Origin of the sequence: Georgenia wutianyii, from assembly GCF_006349365.1 — a bacterium.
Lineage (GTDB): Bacteria > Actinomycetota > Actinomycetes > Actinomycetales > Actinomycetaceae > Oceanitalea > Oceanitalea wutianyii.
In genome coordinates this window covers 1,176,845-1,196,057 of sequence record NZ_CP040899.1, presented here as the reverse complement: position 1 = coordinate 1,196,057, position 19,213 = coordinate 1,176,845, and the positions used below count along the sequence as shown (strand labels likewise).

The window sequence follows — 19,213 nt, the reverse complement described above, 5'->3', positions numbered from 1 at the left end:
CTCAGCCACGACCGCGACCTCCCACCACGGCGAGGGACCGGCGCACCGCACCGCGCCGCGCGCGCAGTCCGGCGGCGGCGCCCGGCTCGTCGCGGGCGAAGGCGAGGACGACGCCCATGGCGAGCAGGGTCGCGATGAGCGCGGAGCCGCCGGCGGAGACGAGTGGCAGCGGCACACCGATGACCGGCAGGAGCCCGATGACGACCCCGATGTTGATGAGCGCCTGGCCCAGGATCCACGCGGCGATGGCCCCGGTGGTGATCTTGACGAACGGGTCGGGGTGGCGGCGCACGATGCGGAGCAGCCCCAGGGCGAGGACGGTGAACAGGCCGAGGACGAGGAGGGTGCCGAGCAGCCCGAGCTCCTCGCCGATGATGGCGAAGATGAAGTCGTTGTGCGCCTCGGGCAGGTAGGCCCACTTCTCCCGGGAGGCGCCCAGCCCCACCCCGGAGATGCCGCCGGTACCCAGGCCGTAGAGACCGTGGAGGGTCTGGTAGCACGCGCCCGACTCGTCGCAGTCGCCGCCGAAGACGGCCATGACGCGCTGGATCCGGTTGGGCGAGGCGATGACGAGGAAGGAGACGACGGCGGCGCCGGCGACGGCCGCGATCCCGAACCAGCGCATCGGCACGCCGGCGACGAACATCGCCCCGGCGACGACCGCGGCGACGACGAGCGCCGTGCCGAGGTCACGCCCGACGAGGACGAGGCCGATCGCCACGGCGGCGACGACGAGCCCCGGGACGAGGACGTGCTGCCACCGGTGGAGGAGGTGGGCCTTGCGGGCCAGGACGAGGCCGAGCCACACGGCGAGGGCGAGCTTGAGGAACTCCGAGGGCTGGACGGTCTGCCCGGTGCCCGGGATGAGGATCCAGTTCGTGTTGCCCTTCGCGCCGCGCGCGAGCGGGGTGAAGATCAGCGCCTGGAGGAGCAGGCCGACGCCGAGCGCGGGCCAGGCGAGCTTGCGGTACCAGGCGACGGGGATGCGGCTGGCGACGACCATGAGCGGCAGCCCGATGAGCGCGAACGTCGCCTGGTTGAGGAAGTGGCCCCACGGGCTGCCGGTCTCCCGGATCGAGGTGATCGAGGAGGCCGACAGGACCATGACGACGCCGATGGCGAGCAGCAGGAGGACCGCCCCGCCGACGAGGTAGTAGCTGAGCACGGCCGGGCCGCGCACGGCGGAGGTCTCACGGGCGCCGGTCCGCATCGCCCCGCGCCCGGCCCCCGGGGCGAGGGCACGCGCGGCGCGTGCCGGCTGGACCGCCGTCATCCCGGCTCCCCCGGCAGCGCGCGGACCGCCGCGGCGAAGGCGTCCCCCCGGGCGCCGTAGTCGGTGAACTGGTCCATCGACGCGCACGCCGGGGCGAGCAGCACGGTGTCACCCGGGCGGGCGAGCCGGGCGGCTGCGGCGACGGCAAGAGGCATCACGCCCTCAGTGTCACCAGCCTCCACCTCGGTGACCGGCACATCCGGTGCGTGTCGTGCAAGTGCCGCGCGCAGCGGGGCCCGGTCCACGCCGATGAGCACGACGGCGCGCAGCCGGTCGGCGACGCCGCGGACGAGCTCGTCGAAGGTCGCACCCTTGGCCAGGCCCCCGGCCACCCACACCCCGCGCCCGGGCGGCAGCGCGCCGAGGCTGGCGCGGGCGGCGTGGGCGTTGGTGGCCTTGGAGTCGTCGACCCAGGTGACGCCGTCGCGCGTGGCGACGGTCTCGATCCGGTGCCGCCCGCCGGTGAAGGAGCGCAGCCCGGCGGCCACGGCGGCGGGCTCCACGCCTCGTGCGCGGGCGAGCGCGGCGGCGGCGAGAGCGTCGGCGAGGACGTGACGGGGCACCTCTCCGCCGTCGGCCGGGGCGAGGTGGGCGAGGTCGGCGAGCGTCGCGAGCGGCACCGCGTGCGTCTGGCGGCGCCGGTCGAAGGCACGGTCGCACAGGACGTCCTCGACGAGGCCGAGCTCCCCGACGGCGGGAGCACCCAGCCGGGTGCCCACGGCCCGCGCCCCCTCGGCGACGTCGGCCTCCTCGACCATGGCCCGGGTCATGTCGTCGGTGTAGACGCACGCGACGCGGGTGCGGGCGTAGACCCGTGCCTTGTCCTCGCGGTAGGCGGCGAAGGACCCGTGCCAGTCGATGTGGTCGGGGGCGAGGTTGAGGCAGACGGAGGCGAGCGGCGCGACGCTGTGGGTGAGGTGGAGCTGGAAGCTCGACAGCTCGACGGCGAGCGCGTCGGCCCGGCCCTCGGCGACGACCCGCACGACCGGCGTGCCGACGTTGCCGACGGCCGGGGCGTGCAGCCCCGCCGCGGTGAGGATCGAGGAGAGCATGCCGACCGTGGTCGTCTTGCCGTTGGTGCCGGTGATGGTGAGCCAGTCGGGACCGGGACCCGGCGCGGCCTGCTGCACCTGCCAGGCGAGCTCGACCTCGCTCCAGCACGGCAGGCCGCTCGCGGCGGCCCGGGTGAGGAGCGGGGAGGTCGCGGGGACGCCCGGGGAGACCACGGCGAGGTCGGCGCCTCGGCCCAGGACGAGGTCGGCGAGCGTCTCGTCGTCCCCCGCGGCGGTGAGCCGGGCGGCCGGGCCGAGCTCGGCGCGGGCGGCCTCGACGGACGCCTCGCTGCGGTCCACCCCCTCGACGTGGGCGCCGAGGGTGGTGAGCACCTCCGCGGCCGCCCGGCCGGACGTGCCGAGCCCGACGACGACGACGCGCGCACCCGCCAGCGTGGTCATGCCACGGTCACCCACTCGGCGTAGAAGAGGCCGAGGCCGAGGGCGACGCAGAGTGCGGCGATGAGCCAGAAGCGGATGACGATCGTCACCTCGCCCCAGCCCTTGAGCTCGAAGTGGTGGTGGAGCGGGGCCATGCGGAACACCCGTCTCCCGGTCGCCTTGAAGAAGCCGATCTGGATGACGTCGCTCATGACGATGATGACGAACAGGCCGCCGATGACGATGGCGAGGAACTGGGTGTGGGTGAGGATCGACAGGCCGGCGATAGCGCCACCGAGGGCGAGGGAGCCGGTGTCGCCCATGAAGATCTGGGCCGGTGAGGCGTTCCACCACAGGAACCCGAGGCAGGCGCCGATGAGCGCGGCCCCGATGAGCGAGAGGTCGCGCGGGTCGCGCACCTCGTAGCACGCGGACCAGGCCGAGCTCGGGTCGGCCAGGAACTGGCAGTTCTGGTTCGCCTGCCACATGGCGATGACCGTGTAGGCGGCGAAGACCATCGCCGAGGCGCCGGTCGCCAGGCCGTCGAGGCCGTCGGTGAGGTTGACGGCGTTGGACCAGGCGGTGATGAGGAAGTTCGCCCACAGGATGAAGAGGATGAGCCCGAGCACGGCCCCGGCGAAGGCGAGGTCGATGCCGGTGTCACGCACCACCGAGACGTGCGTCGACGCGGGGGTGCGGAAGTTCTCGTTGGGGAACTGCAGGGCGAGGACGGCGAAGGTGACGCCGACGAACGCCTGGCCGACGATCTTCCACCGGGCGCGCAGCCCGAGGGAGCGCTGGCGGCTGATCTTGATGTAGTCGTCGGCGAAGCCGATGGCGCCGAGCCCGACGATGAGGAAGAGGAGGAGCAGGCCGGAGGCGTTCGGCGGACGGCCCGCGGTGAGGTTGGCGACCGCGTAGCCGACGACGGTCGCGAGGATGATGACGACCCCGCCCATGGTCGGCGTGCCGCGCTTGGTGTAGTGCGCGGTGGGGCCGTCCTGGCGGATGAACTGGCCGTAGTTCTTCTTCACGAGGAAGCGGATGAACAGCGGCGTGCCGAACAGGGCGATGACGAGGGCCGTGGCCCCGGCGACGAGGATCGTCACCACTGGGCACCACCTCCCGGCTCCCCGACGAGGCGCTCGGCCAGGCGCCACACGCCCGAGCCGTTGGAGCCCTTGAGCAGGACGAGGTCACCGGCGCGCAGCAGCCCGTCGAGCAGCTCGGCGGCGGCCCCGACGTCGGCGGGGGTGTGGACCTCGACGCCGGTGCCCGCGCCGCGGCGCACCTGCTCCCCGGTGATGCCGGGGGCGACGAGGACGTCGATGCCGAGCGCGGCGGCGAGGCGTCCGACGTCCTCGTGGGCGCGCTCGCTCTCCTCCCCCAGCTCGAGCATCCGCCCGAGGACGGCGACCCGCCGCTGGGCGGGCATCGCGACGGCGGCGCGCAGCGCGGCGGCCATCGAGTCGGGGTTGGCGTTGTAGGCGTCGTCCAGGACGACGACGCCGTCGGGCCGGTGGGTCACGGCCATGCGGTGGGCGCTCACCCGGTCCGCGCGGCTCAGGCCGCGGGCGACCGCCCCGGCGTCCAGGCCGAGGGCGAGCGCGGCGCCGGCGACGGCCAGGGCGTTGGACACCTGGTGCTCACCGTGCAGGGCGAGGCTCACCTCGTGGCGCGAGCGTGCCCCGGAGGAGTCGGTGTGGAGGACGAAGGAGGGGCGGGCCTGCTCGTCGAGGGTGACGTCGGTGGCCCGGACGTCGGCGTCCTCCCCGCGCCCGAAGAGGATGACGCGGCCGGGGGCCGCGGCGGCCATCGCCCGCACACGCGGGTCGTCGGCGTTGAGCACCGCGGTGCCCCCGTCCCGCAGGCCGGCGACGATCTCCGCCTTGGCGTGCGCGACGGCGTCGATGGTGCCGAACCCGCCCATGTGGGCGTGCCCGACGACGAGGACGACGGCGACGTCCAGCGGCGCGATCCGGGTGAGGTAGTCGATGTGGCCCGGGCCGCTCGCTCCCATCTCCAGGACGAGGTAGCGCGTCTCACGGGTGGCCGAGAGCACGGTGAGGGGCAGGCCGATCTCGTTGTTGAACGACTCGCGCGGCGCGACCGTGGGCCCGGCGTGCGCGAGCACCTGGGCGAGGACGTCCTTCGTCGTCGTCTTGCCGACCGAGCCGGTGAGCCCGACGACCTCGAGCGAGCCCTCGGCGCGCAGCCGGCGCAGCACCTCGCGGGCGAGCTCGCCCAGCGCCACGACGGAGTCGGTGACGAGGACGTGCGGACCCTCGACGGGCCGCTCGGCCACGACGACGACGGCGCCCGCCGCGAGCGCGGCGGCGGCGTGGTCGTGACCGTCGGTCCGCTCACCGCGGACGGCGACGAAGACGGAGCCTGGCTCGGCGAGCCGGGAGTCGGTGACGACACCGGAAGTGACGAGCTGCTGCGGGTCCACGCCCACCGCTCGCCCTCCGACTGCTTGGGCGAGCTGGGCGACGGTGAGCTGGATCATGGCTGCCCCCACCGGGCGCGCTGGTCTGAGGTCACGTTCCGACAATCTAGCCGCAGGGCGGTCACTGCGCCCGCAGCGGGAAGAGTGATGCAGGCGTCGTCGACGGCGGGATGCCGAGGTGCTGGAGGGTGAAGCCCGCGATCTCCTTGAAGGCCGGAGCCGCGATGATCGAGGACGGAACCTGGTGTCCCGGGTGGTAGACGACGATCCCGACGGCGAACTGCGGGTCGTCCGCGGGGGCCACGCCGACGAAGTTCGCGACGGTGCGCGTGAGGTTCCCCTCATCGTCGGGCACCTGGGCGGTACCGGTCTTGCCGGCGAGGCGGTAGCCGTCGAGCTGGCCGAGCACGCCGGTGCCCTCCTGTGAGACGACGCCCTCCATCATCGTCACCATCTGCGCGGCGGTCTCCTCGCTGACGACCTGCCGCCCCTCGGCGGCCTCGGCGGCGTGGAAGCGCCCGGAGGCGTCGGTCGTGCCGTCGACGAGCCGGGGCGGCAGGTAGACCCCGCCGTTGCCGAGGGCGGCGACGATCGCGGTGTTCTGCACGAGGTTGACGGCCAGGCCCTGGCCGAACATCGTCGTGTAGCGCTGGCGTCCGTCCCACGTGTCCGGGGAGCCGAGGATGCCGGGGGTCTCGCCGGGCAACTCGATGCCGGTCCGCTCCCCCATCCCGAAGGCGCGCATGTACTCGTAGCGCTGCTCGTCGCTCAGCCGGTCACCGATCATCACGGTGCCGGTGTTGGAGGACGTGGCGAGGATGCCGGCGACCGTCATCTGCTCGGTGGCGTGCGGGTCGGCGTCGGAGAAGGTCTGCCCGGAGGGCGTCGTGTACCGGTCCGGGGTGGTGAAGGTCGTCGTCGGGGTGACGACGCCGGCGTCGAGGGCGGCGGCGAGGGTCGGCAGCTTGCCGGTGGAGCCGTTCTCGTAGGCGGCCTGGACGGCGCGCGAGCCGCGGTTCTCCGGCGGGGTGGCCTGGTAGTCGTTGGGGTTGACGGTGTCGGAGTCGGCGAGCGCGAGGATGCGCCCGGTCTCGATCTCCTGGACGACGAGCGCACCCCACTGGGCGGCGTACCGGTCGACCGTCGCGTCGATGACCTCCTGGGCCCGGAACTGGATGTCGCGGTCGATCGACGTGTGGAGGGTGTCGCCCGGCTGGGCGGGCGTCGTCTCGCGCAGGCCGGTGGGGATGGACTGCCCGGTGCGGCCCACCTCGACGACGCTGCTGCCGGGGACGCCGCGCAGGGCGTCCTCGAAGGTGAGCTCGAGCCCGGCGAGGCCCTCGCCGTCGCGTCCGACGTAGCCCAGGACGTTGCCGGCCGTCGTGCCGTTGGGGTAGATCCGCTCGGAGGTGAGCTCGGGCTCGATGCCGGGGATGCGCAGGGCGCTGATCTCCCGCCACTGCGCCGGGGTGAGCCCGCGGGCGATGTAGGCGAAGGTCGACTCGCCGACCATGTCCGCGCCCAGCTCGGCGGCGTCACGCCCGAGGATGGGGGCGAGCAGGGCGGCGGCGGCGACCGCCCCCTCCTTGTCCTCGCCGTCGATCTCCGCCTCGAAGTCACGCACGCGGATCTGGTTGACGCCGACGTTGTAACGCTGGACCGAGGTGGCGAGGACCTCGCCGTTCGCGTCGAGGATGTCGCCGCGCGGGCCCTGGAGGGTGGAGTGCCGCAGCCGGGTGTTGAGCGCGTCCTCGGCCAGCCGCGGTCCCTCGAGGGCCTGGACGTAGACGAGACGTCCGGCGAACACGATGACGATCGCGAGCAGGACGGTGAGGACGGCGTTGTGACGACGCGTGAGGGTGCGCGAGGTCACCCCTCCTCACCCCCGCCGAGGATCCGTCCCTCCCGGAGCACGATGAAGTCGACCCGTTCGGCCGGGACCATCCCCAGGGCCTCGGCGCGCTGCTTGAGCGACGCCGGCGACCCGGCCTCCTCGACCTGCTGGACGAGGGAGGCCTCGGTCTCCACCAGGCGGGTGAGGGTGTTCTGGGACTCGAAGATCGCGTAGGCGTCCACGGCCATGTGGGTGTTGATGACGAGTGCGGCGACGAGCGACCCGAGGAGGATCGTCGCGCACAGGGCGAGATAGGGCACCAGCGACCGCGCCGGGGCGGGGCTGCGCACGACCTGGAGTCGAGGGCGCCAGGACCGGCGCGGCTCGACGACGGCGGTGCGGGCGGGCATCGCACTCATGCGTCACTCCTTGATCCTGGTCGCATGTGGTCTGGGGTGGGGCGGGTCCGTTCGGCGGCGCGCAGCCGGACGGAGGTGGCGCGGGGGTTGGCCTCGCGCTCGGCCTCGTCGGCCTCCTCCGCGCCGCGGGTGAGCAGCCGGAGGTAGGGCCGGTGGGTCTCCGGCTCGACCGGGAAGTCCGGTGGGGCGGAGGACGTCGCGCCGCGGGCCAGGGCCCGCTTGACGGCCCGGTCCTCAAGCGAGTGGTAGGCCATGACGACGATCCGGCCGCCGACGACCAGCGACTCCAGCGCCCGGGGCAGGGCGTCCTCGAGGACGGCGAGCTCGTCGTTGACCGCGATGCGCAGCGCCTGGAAGGTGCGCTTGGCGGGGTTGCCCCCGGTGCGGCGGGTGGCGGCGGGGATCGAGGCGCGGACGAGGTCGACGAGCTCGCCCGTCCGGGTGAGCGGCTGGGTCTGGCGCCGGCGCAGGACGGCGGAGGCGATCCTGCCTGCGAAGCGCTCCTCGCCGTAGTCGCGCAGGATGCGCCTCAGCTCCTCGGCGGAGGCGGTGGCGAGCAGCTCGGCGGCGCTCGTGCCGCGGGTGGGGTCCATGCGCATGTCGAGCGGGGCGTCCTGGGCGTAGGCGAAGCCGCGGTCGGCCTCGTCGAGCTGCAGGGAGGAGACGCCGAGGTCCATGAGGATGCCCTCGACGCCGCCGGGCGCGTGCTCGGCCACGACCCGGTCGACGTCGTCGTACACGGCGTGCACGGCGGTGAACCGGTCACCGAACGGGGCGAGCCGCTGTCCGGCGAGCGCGATGGCCTGGGGGTCGCGGTCGATGCCGACGACCCGAAGCTGCGGGAAGCGCTGGAGGGCGAGCTCGCTGTGGCCACCCATCCCGAGGGTGGCGTCGACGAGCACCGCACCGGGGCGCTCGACCGCGGGGGCGAGGAGGTCGAGGCACCGCTGCGCGAGCACGGGTACGTGCCGCTCAGCCGCGCTGCGCTCGTTCTCGGCCAGTGCCCTCACCTCCTCGTCCTTCTCGTCGTCCTGCTGGTCTTGCCACTGAGGCGGTCGGGGGCCCTCCACCACCCGACCAGGACTCCCGCCGCCGTGCTCTGGCGCCGGGGAAGTGCGTCAGAGTCGCGGTGAGAGACCTCGTCGTGCGGAGGCCGGGCCGGTCAGAAGATCCCGGGGACCACCTCCTCGGCGGTCTGGGAGAACGCCTCCTCGGAGGCGGCGAGGTACTCCTCCCACGCGTCGGCCGACCAGATCTCCACGCGGGCACCGGTGCCGATCACCGCGAGCTCGCGCTCCAGACCGGCGTAGCTGCGCAGGTGGGGCGGGATGGTGATGCGGCCCTGCTTGTCGGGCTGCTCGTCGGTGGCGCCGGCGAGCAGGACGCGCGAGTAGTCACGCACGCGCCGGTCGGTGACCGGTGCCTTGCGCAGCTGCTCATGGATCTCCTCGAACTCCCGCATCGGGTAGAGCGTGAGGCAGCGTTCCTGCCCCTTGGTGAGCACCAGCCCGCCCGCGAGCTGGTCGCGGAACTTGGCCGGGAGGATCAGCCGACCCTTGTCGTCCAGGCGCGGGTGGTAGGTGCCGAGGAACATGCCGGCCACCACCCTTCGCTGAACCACTGACCACCAGTGACCCCCACATTACTCCACTTCCCTCCCCCGTCAATGAAGAAACCCGACTTCCGCAGGAGAACTTTCCGCGAATGTGCAGGTCAGCACGGGTGGTGGAAGGTGGAGGGCTTTCGCGCCCCGACGCCCCGTTCCGGCGCCCTTCCCTGCCCCCGCCGCAGCCCTCTCCCGCCCCCCGCCGAGCGCCCTCCCCCTCCCCCACCGATAGCCGGGTCGCGCACCCGGTGCGCCGAAAAAGCGCGGGATCCTGCGCCTGACTCGCGGCGGCGTGGAGCGGGTGGACAGCGGCGTCACCCGCCCTGCGGGGACGGTCCTGGGCCGACGGCAAAGGACGCGGCGAGCCCGGCCGCGACGGTGCGGGACGGCGGTGGAGCGATGTGGAGGGACCCGGTGGGGCGATGTGGAGGGACCCGGTGGAGGGAGGTGGAGGGACCGCGCCCCGGGAGCGTCGTCCCCGCCGGGAGCGCCCGGGCTCAGGCGACGGCGCCCGGCTCGCCCCTGCCCACGACGACGTGTGGGGCCCGGGTCCTCAAGGGACCCGGGCCCCACACGGTGGTGTCGTCAGTGCGTCAGCGGCCGCGCTGGTCGCGGCGCCTGTCCCAGCGCTCCTCGAGACGCTGCATGAAGCCGCTGTGCTTCCGAGCCGGTGCGGGCGAGCCGCCACCCTTGCGCGCCGGGGCCATCTGGCGCGGCGCGGCACCCTTCGGCCGGGAGATGGCGAGCATGACCCCGCCCAGCATGGCGAGGAAGCCGAGGACGCCGAGCCAGATGAGGGAGCCGGCGACCCCGCCGACGAGCATCCCGAGCCCGGCGAGGACGAGCAGCGCCCCCAGGGCGAGCCGCCGACCGGAGTAGCGGTGGTCGGTGGTGAAGGTGCTCACCAGCCGTGGGTCGGAGCGGAGCTGCTGCTCCATCTGGCTGAGCACCCGCTGCTCATACTCAGAGAGAGGCATCGGTCCTCCGATCCGCGAGGGTGGGTGCCCTTCGACGAGGGCGACTGTGTCCAAGTTTAGGTCGCCGCAGCGCCGGACGAAAGCGGACGGGGACCCAGCGCCGTTCAGCCCTCCCCGGGCTGCTCGGTCCCCCGCCTCAGGAGGGCCGCGGGGCCGAGGGCAGCGGCTCCGAAACGCCGACGGATGCTGTCCATCGCCGCCTCGGCGTCCCGACGCTGGTCGTCCTCGTCGAGCCGGAGCTGGACCCCTCCGTCGGCAGGCGCCAGCTGCTCGACGCGCACGCCGAGCAGCCGCACCCCGTCGGCCGGGACGGCCACCTCGGCGAGCAGGGACCGCGCCACGCCGAGGACGTCGTGGCCGACGTCCGTGGCCGGGGTGGCGCGCGAGCGGGTGATCGTGCGGAAGTCGGCGAAGCGCACCTTGATGGCCACGGTCCTCCCGACGAGTCCGGCCGCGCGCAGCCGCGCCGCGACCCGGTGCGACTGGTCCAGGAGGACGGCCTCGAGGGTCGCGCGGTCCGTGACGTCGGCGGAGAACGTCGTCTCGGTGCCCACCGACTTCTCCACCCGCTCCGGCTCGACGGACCGCGGGTCCCGCCCGCTCGCGAGGTCGTGCAGACGCTGGCCGGCGGCCACCCCGAGGATCCGGTGGAGGGTGCGCACCGGGGTGGCGGCCAGGGTGGCGACGGTGTCGATGCCGTACCGGTGCAGCCGCTCGCGGGTCTTGTCCCCCACGCCCCACAGCGCGCCGACCGGCAGCGCGTGGAGGAAGTGCACGGTCTGTGCGCGCGGGACGAGCAGCAGTCCGTCGGGCTTGGCGTGGCTCGAGGCGAGCTTGGCGACGAACTTCGTCGCGGCGACCCCGACGGACGCCGGGATGCCGACCTCGGTCCGGATCCGCTCGCGCAGCTGCCGGGCGATGGCCGCGGGCGGTCCGAGGCGGCGCACGGCACCCGAGACGTCGAGGAACGCCTCGTCGATGCTCACCTTCTCCATGACCGGCGTCACGTCGGCGAGGATCTCCATGACGTGCCGGGAGACCCGCGTGTAGCTGTCGTGGTGGGGCGCCAGGACGACGGCCTGCGGGCACAGCGCCCGGGCGCGGCTCATCGGCATCGCCGAGTGGACGCCGAACTCGCGCGCCTCGTAGGTGGCCGAGAGGACAACCCCGCGCTGCTCACCGCCGACGATGACCGGACGCCCGAGGAGGTCGGGCCGGTCGAGCAGCTCGACGGCGGCGAAGAACGCGTCCATGTCCACGTGCAGGATCGAGCAGCCGGCGTCGTCGGTACCCCAGTCACGCCGGGCCTCCGCACTGCGCTCACCCCTGCTCATCCGGCACAAGGCTAGCCTGGAGCGCATGCCCGAGCGTCCATCCCGCCGGCGCAGCCGGCGCCTGCCCCTCCCCCACCTCCCCGCCGAGCCGGTGCAGACCTCCACCGGCGTCGTCGAGCTGCTGCGCGACCCGGGGCGTCCCTCGGCGGTCACCGTCTTCATCAACGACGCCGAGAGCTCCTACGTCGACCTCGCCGACCCCAGCCACCTCGAGTTCGAGTACATGCAGCAGATGGTGGCGGTGCTCGACGAGGTCGGCCCCCCGCCGACCGAGCCGTTGCGCGTCGTGCACCTGGGCGGCGCCGGGTGCGCCCTCGCGCGGGCGCTGGACGCGGCGCGGCCCGGCTCCACCCAGCTCGTCGTCGAGATCGACGCCGAGCTCGCCCGGCTGTCGCGCGAGTGGTTCGACCTCCCGCGCGCGCCGCGGCTGCGCATCCGGGTGGCGGACGCGCGAGCGGCCCTGGGCACGCTGGCGCCCGGCGCGTGGGACGTCATCGTGCGGGACGTCTTCGCCGGCATCGTGGTGCCTGACCACGTGCGCACGGTCGAGGCCGCTGCGGAGGCGCGCGCGGCACTGGCGCCCGACGGGCTGTACCTCGTCAACCTCACCGACCGGCCGCCGCTCACGGCGGCGCGGACCGAGGTCGCCACGCTGCTGGAGGTCTTCGGCCACGTCGCCGTCATCGCCGACCCCGCGATCCTGCGCGGCAAGCGCTACGGCAACGTCGTGCTCGTCGGGTCCACCACACCGATCGCCACCGCGTCGCTGGACCGGGCCCTACGGCGCCTGCCGCTGCCGGTGCGCCTCGTCGCCGGGGAGGACGTGCTCACGTTCGCCGGCTCCCACCGCCCGGCCCGCGACGTGGCCGGGACGGCGCCCGCCCCGGCCTGAGCAGCCGAAAGGGCCCGCACCGTGAGGTGCGGGCCCTTTCGAGAAGGGAGACTCAGAGAGCGTGGACGCTCTCGGCCTGCGGGCCCTTCGGGCCCTGCGTGATCTCGAACTCGACGCGCTGCGCCTCCTCGAGGGAGCGGTAGCCGTCGGACGCGATCGCGGAGTAGTGCACGAAGACGTCGGCGCCGCCGCCGTCCTGCGCGATGAAGCCGTAGCCCTTTTCGGCGTTAAACCACTTAACGGTTCCCTGTGCCATGGTGCTGTCCTTCCGGGGACGTTCTGGGGCCGACCGTGTGCCAGCCCCGCCTTGCCGCAATGCCTCGTCCCACGTCGTGCACAGCCCGGCGGTAAAGCCAGGGTCATACGTAAGCGAACTGCAACTGCAACGACCCTCAGTGTGGCACGTCCTGCCGGTCGTGGCTACCCATACTTTTCTCGAGTCTCCGGCCGAGGGTCAGGAGAGGGTCGTTCCGCCCTCGTCACCGGGCCCGTCCTCGGGCGACTCACCGGGGTCCGTGTGGTCGGCGAGGAACGCCTCGACCGCGGCCCCGATCTCCTCGGCGCTCGGCAGGTCGACCGGCTCGGCGAGGAGGGTCGTGCGCTCCTCCAGGCTCACCCCGCGCATGAACGCGTCGTACTGCTGCTCCAGTGCCCGGACCACCGCGGTGACCTCGGGCGATGCCGAGACCTGGCGCTCGATCTCGACGGCGGCCTCGCTCGCCGCGCGCTCGAGGTCGCCGACCGGGAGGGCGAGCTCGCCGGACCTGGCGATCTGCCGGACGAGCTCGGCGGCAGCCTGGTGGTACTGGCTCTGCGCGAGGTAGTGCGGGACGTTCGCGGAGAAGCCGACGGCCTGGTGGCCGGCCCGTCCGAGACGGAGCTCGATGAGCCCCGTCACGCTCCCGGGCACCTGGACAGTGCCGAGGATCTCAGGGGTGTCGACCAGCCCGTGCTCGGTGGCGTGCGCCGTCACGGTCGTGGGCCGCGTGTGCGGCACGCCCATCGGCACGCCGTGGATGCTGATCGTGCGCTGGACGCCGTAGCGCTCCACGGCGGCGATGACGGCGTCGACGAAGCCGTTCCACCGCAGGTCGGGCTCGCGGCCGTGGAGGAGGAGCAGCTCGGTGCCCTCGTCGTCACGGACGAGGTCGAGGGCGATGTAGGGCTCCTCGTAGTCCGTCCAGCGCCAGCTCTCGAAGGTCATCGGGGGCCGGTGGGCGCGGTAGTCGACGAGCTCGTCGACGTGGAAGGTGAGCACACGCCGGGTCTCGAGCGTCTCCGTGAGGTGGTGGGCGACCAGTGCCGCCGCGTGCCCCGCGTCCATCGCCCCGGTGAGCGCGTTGACGAGCACGCGGGCGTGCACGTCGCCCGCCTCGGGATGCACGTCGTACAGGTCAACCACCGTCTGCCTCCTCCACGTCGGTCCTGCGTTGTGGAACGCCGGGCGAGGGGCCGGCATTCCCGGCCGGTCGGTCAGCGCTTGGGCAGTCGCACGACCGAGACGAAGAACTCGTCGATCTTGCGGACCACCGAGATGAACCGCTCGAAGTCCACCGGCTTGGTCACGTAGGCGTTGGCGTGGAGGTTGTAGGAGCGCAGGATGTCCTCCTCCGCCTCCGAGGTCGTGAGGACGACGACGGGGATGCGGCGCAGCTCGGGGTGCTCCTTGAGCTCGGCGAGGACCTCACGCCCGTCCATCCGCGGCAGGTTGAGGTCGAGGAGGACGAGGTCGGGTGTTGCGGCGCCGGCGTGCTCACCCTCCTTGCGCAGGTAGCGCATGGCGGACTCGCCGTCGGCCACGACCGTGAGACGGTTGGCGACCTTGTACTCGGCGAACGCCTCCTCGGTCATGAGGACGTCGCCCGGGTCGTCCTCGACCAGCAGGACCTCGATCATGTCGCTCACGTCTGCACCTTCTCCTGCTCCGGTCCGCGCGGTGCGTCCCCGCCGTCGATCCTAGGGTCTGCCGGCGCCTCCGCCGTGCGGTCCACCCGCACGAGCCAGCGCTGGGGCTGGGCGGGCAGCGTCCAGCACACGGTCGTGCCCTCGCTCGGGTCCTGGTGGAGGATCCAGATCCGCCCGCCGTGGTACTCCACGATCCGCTTGCACATCGCCAGCCCGATCCCCGTGCCGCTGTAGGCGTCCTTGGCGTGCAGCCGCTGGAAGATCGCGAAGACGCGCTCCGCGTGTCGCGGCTCGATGCCGATCCCGTTGTCGCTGCACCGGAACTCCCAGTCCTCCCCCACGCGCTCGGCGGTGACGTGCACCCTCGGCGCCATGTCGGGGCGGCGGAACTTCACCGCGTTGCCGACGAGGTTCTGCAACAGCTGGGTGATGAGGCCGGCGTGGCCCACGACCTCGGGCAGCGGGTCGGAGGTGACGACCGCGCCGGTCTCCTCGAGGAGCTCGGAGAGGTTGTCCAGCGCCTCGGCCAGGCAGTCGCCGACGACGACGGGCGCCGGGTCCTCCTCCACCCGGCCGAGCCGGGAGAAGGCGAGGAGGTCCTGGATGAGGCGCTGCATGCGACGCGCACCGTCGGAGGCGAATGCGATGTACTGGTGGCCGCGCTCGTCGAGCTGGTCGCCGTAGCGCCGCTCGAGCAGCTGGGTGAAGGAGGCCACCTTGCGCAGCGGCTCCTGCAGGTCGTGCGAGGCGACGTAGGCGAACTGCTCGAGGTCGCGGTTGGAGGCGCGCAGCTCGGCCTGCGCCTGCTCGGCGGTGGCGATCTCCGCCACGAGCCGGCGGCGCATGGACTCGACGTCGTCGGCGAGCATGACGATCTCGCGCGGCCCTCCGCCGACGACGGGGCTGTCGAGGTCCCCCTGGGCCACCGCACGGCTGGAGACGGCGAGGTCGTCGAGCGGCTCGGTGACCCAGCGACGCAGGTAGCGCCAGAGCATGACCCCGGAGGCGACACCGAGCCCGCTGAGCGCGACGACCGAGCCGACGAGGATCCGCTGCCAGTCGCGCATCGTCGCGGCGGTCTCGTTGCGGTACTCGACGAGCGCCTCGAGGGTCTCATCGAGCTCCAGACGCACCTCGGAGTACCGCTCGACCCCGGTGGCATCCCAGTCCGCGGCGACCGAGGCGCCGTCGCGGGTGGCGGCGACGACGGGCTCGGCATGCTCCACGCGCCACGCGTCGACCGCCCCGGCCAGCTGGTCGAAGTGGGCGTGGAGCCGGGCGTCGTCGGGGAGGACCTCGCCGATGACCGACCGCACGTCGTCCGCCCGCCCGTAGGGCAGCTGGGCGTAGCCAGCGAGCATGTCCTCGTCACCACTGAGGGCGAAGGCGCGCAGGGCGGCCTCGGCGTCGACGATCTCGGACTGCAGGTCCTGCAGGTCGACGACGGCGGTGAACAGCAGCCGGGTCACGGTGTCCTGGTAGCGGACGAGCTGGCCGAAGGCGACAACCGCGACGACGAGCGTCACCGTGAGGAGCGCCGCGGCGCTGAGCACGGCGACCCGCAGCCGCCCGCGCAGCGACCAGGCCATACGGGGTGCGCTCACGCCGGGGACCAGCCGAGGAGGACGAACTGGGTGGCCGCGCGGTTCGGGCCGTAGGCCCGCACGACCCGCTCGACGGTGCCGGCGATCGCGTGGTCGTCGCCCCAGCCCTTGCTGGCGGCGTCCAGGACGGTGGCGAAGCCCTGGCCCGAACGGGCGCCGCTCTGGGCGAGGACGGCGTCGTGGAGGAGGAGGAGCCGCTCCTGGTCACCGACGTCGGTGGTGAGGGTGGGCCGGGGGCACGGTCCGCGACCCAGCGGCTCTCCCTGGGCGGTCGTCGCGAGCGGCTCGGCCGCGCCGGGGCTCATCGCGAGCGGGGCGTGGTGGCCGGCGAGGTGGCACACCGCGGTGTGGCGGGTGCCCGGAACGAGCTCGACGAGAGCGGCGCGGACCACCGCCCCGTGGGTGCGCACGAGGTGGTCGAGGGAGTCGAGGACCTCGACGGCGGCCAGCGTGCTGAGCGCGAGCCCACGGAAGGCCGCGCGTACCGTGGCCGCGACGGCCGCGGCGCCCGTGCCGCTGCCCTCCACGGTGCCGATGACCGCGAGGACACTGCCGTCGGGACGCTCGACGACGTCGCACAGCTGGGTGCTCAGGGCGTGCTCGTCGGAGTCACGCACGAGCACCCGCACCGGCGAGGAGGGCACGTGCGGCTCGGGCCGCATCCGCAGCGCGAGCTCGGCGACCTCCTCGGCGCGGGCGCGCAGCGCCTCCTGGCTGCGCCGGTCCCGGTCGCCACGGCGCCGCTCGACGGCGTAGCGCACCGCCCGGCCGAGCGCCTCCCCGTCCACCGAGCCCTTGACGAGGTAGTCCTGCGCGCCGGCGGCGACGGCCTCGAGGCCGCGCTCGGCGTCGTCGAGGCCGGTGAGGACGACGAGCGCCGCGTCCGAGGCGTCACGCAGCCGCACGAGTGCGTCGAAGCCCGTGGCGTCGGGCAGCCCGAGGTCGAGCAGGATGCAGTCGACCGGGAAGGCGAGGGCGTCGACCGCGGCCTCCAGGCTCCACGCCCGGGTGACCTCGGTCTCCAGGCCGGCGTCGCTCAGCAGCTCCTCGACGAGGACGGCGTCCCCGTCGTCGTCCTCGACGAGGAGCAGGTGGAGCGTGCCGGCGCGCGCCTCGGTGTCCGTCACTGTGGGGGGTCCTCTCGTCGGTCGGGACATCGTACGCAGACGGAGTCGCGCCCCGGACACGCCACGTCGGTCGCCGGGATCGTAGATAATGGTCAGCCGATCGAGAGGGGATGGAACGTGGCGCAGCCGAACGCGACGCGGGTTCCGTGGCAGGCGGACCAGGAGTTCGTCGACCATGTGTACGCGCGCCTCGACGACCTTCGGCGCCGCTACCGCGACCGCCTGGCCGACGTCCGCCGACAGGGCGCGTCGGGGACACCGCAGAACCGGTCCGAGCGCGACGCGTTCGCCACCCACTACGAGGAGACGCTCGCGCGGCTCGAGCAGGTGGAGAACCGGCTCGTCTTCGGCCGCCTCGACCTGCAGGACGAGTCGCGCCGGTACATCGGGCGCATCGGCATCGCAGACGACGAGCAGGAGTCGCTCCTCATCGACTGGCGCGCGCCGGCCGCCCGCCCCTTCTACCAGGCGACCGCCGCCCAGCGCGGTGAGGTCGTGCTGCGCCGCCACCTCATGACCCGCGGCCGCCAGGTCACCGGCGTGGAGGACGAGCTGCTCGACACGGCCGCCGACGTCGAGGGCCTCACCGGCGAGGGCGCCCTGTTCGCCGCGATGTCCGCAGCCCGCGAGGGCCGGATGAACGACATCGTCGCCACGATCCAGGCCGAGCAGGACGAGATCATCCGCTCCGACGTCGACGGCGTCCTCGTCGTCGAGGGCGGGCCGGGCACGGGCAAGACCGCCGTCGCGCTCCACCGCGCCGCCTACCTCCTCTACACCCACCGCGAGCGCCTCGAGCGCTCCGGGGTGCTCGTCGTCGGGCCGAGCCGGGTCTTCCTGCGCTACATCGAGCAGGTCCTCCCCTCCCTCGGTGAGAGCGGCGTCGTCGCCACCACGCTCGGCGACCTGCTCGCCGACGTCCCGGTCACCGGCACCGAGCCCGAGGCGGTCGCCGCGCTCAAGGGCCGGCCGGTCATGGCCCAGGTCCTGCGCAGCGCCGTGCGGGGCATCCCGCGCCGCCTCGCCGAGCCCGTCGTCCTCGACGTCGACGGCGAGCAGGTGCTCCTCGAGCCGGACGACGTGCGCTCCGCGCAGGAGCGCGCCCGGCGCAGCGGCCGGCCGCACAACATCGCCCGGCGCACCTACGCGACGGCGGTGCTCGAGGCCGTCGTACGCCGCTGGGCCGAGGACAAGGGCCTGGACCTGGAGTCCGAGCACGGCTACCTCCTGCAGTCGGTGCGCGAGTCGCGCGACGCCCGCCGCGAGATCAACCTGCGCTGGATGCCCACGACGCCCGAGCAGCTGCTGCGGCGGCTCTACGCCGACCCCGAGCTGCTCGCCCGCCACGCCCGCGGGCTCACCGTCCAGGAGCGCCGCCTGCTCCGCCGGCCCGCCGACGCCCCGTGGACCCCAGCCGACCTGCCGCTCCTCGACGAGCTCGCCGTCCTCCTCGGGCACCTGGAGAACCCGCAGCAGGAGCGGGCGCGCGTCGCCCGCGAGGCCGAGCAGGCAGCCGCGGTGGCCTACGCCGAGCACGCCATCCGTGAGGACGGCCTCGGCGGCGGCCTCGTCGACGCCCAGACCCTCGCCGCGCGGTTCGCCGCGCCGGAGGCGAGCCTGTCGGTCGCCGAGCGGGCGGCCGCGGACCGGGAGTGGACCTACGGCCACATCGTCGTCGACGAGGCGCAGGAGCTGTCGCCGATGGCGTGGCGCGCGCTGCTGCGGCGCAACCCGGCCCGCTCGATGACGCTCGTCGGCGACCTCGACCAGCGTTCAGGCCACACCCCCGCCCGCAGCTGGCGCGAGCTGCTCGGGACCGCGGCGCACGAGCACGTGCGCACGGCGGCCCTGACGATCAACTACCGCACGCCCGCCGAGGTCATGCGCGCCGCCGTGCGCGTCCTGCGCGCCGCCGGCGGGGCGCACGCGGCGCCCGCCCGCTCGGCCCGCGAGGTGCCCGGCTCGCTGCGCACGACGCGCCTGGCGGGCGAGGCCGACCTCGTCGACGTCGTCGCCGCGGAGCACGCCGCGCTCGGCGCGGGACGGGTCGCGGTGATCACTGCACCCGGCAGGGTCGCCGCGACGCGGGCCGCGCTCGCCGACCGGCTGGCGGGGAAGCTCGAGGCGCCCGGTGGGGACCTCCTCGGGGCGCCCGTCGTCGTCCTGGACGCCGTCGCGGCCAAGGGCCTGGAGTTCGACGTCGTCGTGCTCGTCGAGCCGGCCGAGATCGCCCGTGGCGGACCCGGCGACCTGTACGTCGCGATGACCCGGCCGACCCGCCGCCTGCACGTCGTCCACCGCGCCCCGCTGCCGGAGGGGTTCGAGGCGTAGCCGTCCGGTTGGCGGATCGGTTTCCCCCT

17 protein-coding genes are annotated in these 19,213 nt (G+C 73.8%); 2 read left to right on the top strand and 15 right to left on the bottom strand.

All coding sequences use genetic code 11. The features are described 5' to 3' along the window. Position 1 precedes the first annotated feature (1 nt). The 10 genes from ftsW to dinB all read right to left on the bottom strand — a co-directional run bounded on the left by ftsW (position 2) and on the right by dinB (position 11,325). Positions 2 to 1,273 (bottom strand): putative lipid II flippase FtsW, encoded by a 1,272-nt coding sequence (gene ftsW, locus FE251_RS05345; protein WP_330998313.1) that lies wholly within the window; start codon positions 1,271 to 1,273, stop codon positions 2 to 4. After that, positions 1,270 to 2,727 carry a UDP-N-acetylmuramoyl-L-alanine--D-glutamate ligase gene (gene murD / locus FE251_RS05340; protein ID WP_139948179.1) on the bottom strand — a complete coding sequence of 486 codons (1,458 nt, stop codon included), beginning with the start codon at positions 2,725 to 2,727 and terminating at the stop codon, positions 1,270 to 1,272. Before murD ends, ftsW begins: the two co-directional genes overlap by 4 nt. Beyond that, positions 2,724 to 3,818, bottom strand: coding sequence for a phospho-N-acetylmuramoyl-pentapeptide-transferase (gene mraY, locus FE251_RS05335; protein WP_139073565.1), 1,095 nt, complete (start codon positions 3,816 to 3,818; stop codon positions 2,724 to 2,726). The genes murD and mraY overlap by 4 nt, the downstream gene beginning before the upstream one ends. Further along, positions 3,812 to 5,215, bottom strand: coding sequence for a UDP-N-acetylmuramoyl-tripeptide--D-alanyl-D-alanine ligase (locus FE251_RS05330; RefSeq protein ID WP_179954779.1), 1,404 nt, complete (start codon positions 5,213 to 5,215; stop codon positions 3,812 to 3,814). Before FE251_RS05330 ends, mraY begins: the two co-directional genes overlap by 7 nt. A gap of 61 nt (positions 5,216 to 5,276) precedes the next feature. Next, positions 5,277 to 7,028: a peptidoglycan D,D-transpeptidase FtsI family protein gene (locus tag FE251_RS05325; RefSeq protein ID WP_139948177.1), complete on the bottom strand. Its 1,752-nt coding sequence runs from the start codon at positions 7,026 to 7,028 to the stop codon at positions 5,277 to 5,279. Next, the gene (locus FE251_RS05320; protein ID WP_139073568.1) at positions 7,025 to 7,408 is read right to left on the bottom strand and encodes a hypothetical protein; all 384 of its coding nucleotides are present in this window, start codon (positions 7,406 to 7,408) and stop codon (positions 7,025 to 7,027) included. The genes FE251_RS05325 and FE251_RS05320 overlap by 4 nt, the downstream gene beginning before the upstream one ends. Further along, positions 7,405 to 8,418 carry a 16S rRNA (cytosine(1402)-N(4))-methyltransferase RsmH gene (rsmH, locus tag FE251_RS05315; protein WP_407925287.1) on the bottom strand — a complete coding sequence of 338 codons (1,014 nt, stop codon included), beginning with the start codon at positions 8,416 to 8,418 and terminating at the stop codon, positions 7,405 to 7,407. The genes FE251_RS05320 and rsmH overlap by 4 nt, the downstream gene beginning before the upstream one ends. Positions 8,419 to 8,570: 152 nt before the next feature. Next, complete coding sequence (gene mraZ / locus FE251_RS05310; RefSeq protein ID WP_139073663.1) at positions 8,571 to 9,002, bottom strand: division/cell wall cluster transcriptional repressor MraZ; 432 nt, start codon at positions 9,000 to 9,002, stop codon at positions 8,571 to 8,573. A 605-nt stretch (positions 9,003 to 9,607) separates the two neighbouring features. After that, positions 9,608 to 9,991 carry a DUF3040 domain-containing protein gene (locus FE251_RS05305; RefSeq protein ID WP_139948176.1) on the bottom strand — a complete coding sequence of 128 codons (384 nt, stop codon included), beginning with the start codon at positions 9,989 to 9,991 and terminating at the stop codon, positions 9,608 to 9,610. A 104-nt stretch (positions 9,992 to 10,095) separates the two neighbouring features. Next, positions 10,096 to 11,325, bottom strand: coding sequence for a DNA polymerase IV (gene dinB / locus FE251_RS05300; protein ID WP_139948175.1), 1,230 nt, complete (start codon positions 11,323 to 11,325; stop codon positions 10,096 to 10,098). A gap of 25 nt (positions 11,326 to 11,350) precedes the next feature. On the opposite strand from dinB, the gene FE251_RS05295 reads away from it, so the two are divergent. Then, entirely contained in the window at positions 11,351 to 12,217 is an 867-nt protein-coding gene (locus tag FE251_RS05295; protein ID WP_139948174.1) for a spermidine synthase, read from the top strand. Positions 12,218 to 12,269: 52 nt separating this feature from the next. Here the strand turns inward: FE251_RS05295 and FE251_RS05290 are convergent, their stop codons facing one another. The 5 genes from FE251_RS05290 to FE251_RS05270 form a co-directional block, all read right to left on the bottom strand. After that, on the bottom strand, positions 12,270 to 12,473 hold the full coding sequence (locus FE251_RS05290; protein ID WP_139073571.1) for a cold-shock protein: 204 nt from the start codon (positions 12,471 to 12,473) through the stop codon (positions 12,270 to 12,272). Positions 12,474 to 12,671: 198 nt separating this feature from the next. Next, positions 12,672 to 13,619, bottom strand: coding sequence for a PAC2 family protein (locus tag FE251_RS05285; RefSeq protein ID WP_168202656.1), 948 nt, complete (start codon positions 13,617 to 13,619; stop codon positions 12,672 to 12,674). A gap of 71 nt (positions 13,620 to 13,690) precedes the next feature. Continuing rightward, positions 13,691 to 14,113 (bottom strand): response regulator, encoded by a 423-nt coding sequence (locus FE251_RS05280; RefSeq protein ID WP_139073666.1) that lies wholly within the window; start codon positions 14,111 to 14,113, stop codon positions 13,691 to 13,693. Between the two features lie 5 nt (positions 14,114 to 14,118). Continuing rightward, positions 14,119 to 15,726, bottom strand: a complete 1,608-nt coding sequence (locus FE251_RS05275; protein ID WP_230976558.1) for a sensor histidine kinase — start codon at positions 15,724 to 15,726, stop codon at positions 14,119 to 14,121. Further along, positions 15,723 to 16,853: a SpoIIE family protein phosphatase gene (locus tag FE251_RS05270; protein WP_168202655.1), complete on the bottom strand. Its 1,131-nt coding sequence runs from the start codon at positions 16,851 to 16,853 to the stop codon at positions 15,723 to 15,725. The genes FE251_RS05275 and FE251_RS05270 overlap by 4 nt, the downstream gene beginning before the upstream one ends. Positions 16,854 to 16,970: 117 nt before the next feature. Between FE251_RS05270 and FE251_RS05265 the strand changes: the two genes are divergently transcribed. Continuing rightward, positions 16,971 to 19,184 carry a HelD family protein gene (locus FE251_RS05265; protein WP_139948172.1) on the top strand — a complete coding sequence of 738 codons (2,214 nt, stop codon included), beginning with the start codon at positions 16,971 to 16,973 and terminating at the stop codon, positions 19,182 to 19,184. The last annotated feature ends 29 nt before the right edge of the window (positions 19,185 to 19,213 follow it).